The organism is Lactococcus petauri (assembly GCF_002154895.1).
Classification (GTDB): domain Bacteria; phylum Bacillota; class Bacilli; order Lactobacillales; family Streptococcaceae; genus Lactococcus; species Lactococcus petauri.
This window is the reverse complement of record NZ_MUIZ01000057.1, coordinates 1-206: the sequence shown is the minus strand read 5'-3', so window position 1 is coordinate 206 and position 206 is coordinate 1. Positions and strand designations below refer to the sequence as shown.

The following is a 206-nucleotide window of genomic DNA, read 5'->3' as shown; positions in this document are numbered from 1 at the left end:
GATGCACTGTCTGATGTACTTGTAGAATCACTCATTGATTCTGACTTAGAATCTGAAGCTGAACTTGATGCACTGTCTGATGTGCTCATTGATTCTGATTTTGAATCGGACATTGATGTCGATGCACTGTCCGATGTGCTCATTGATTCTGATTTTGAATCAGACGCTGAATTTGATGCGCTATCCGAGGTACTTGTGGATTCACT

Annotated in this window: 1 pseudogene; it reads left to right on the top strand. The window is 41.3% G+C overall.

What is annotated here, in order from left to right:
- Positions 1–206, top strand: a pseudogene (locus BZZ03_RS12130) (MSCRAMM family adhesin SdrC); the annotation flags it as partial.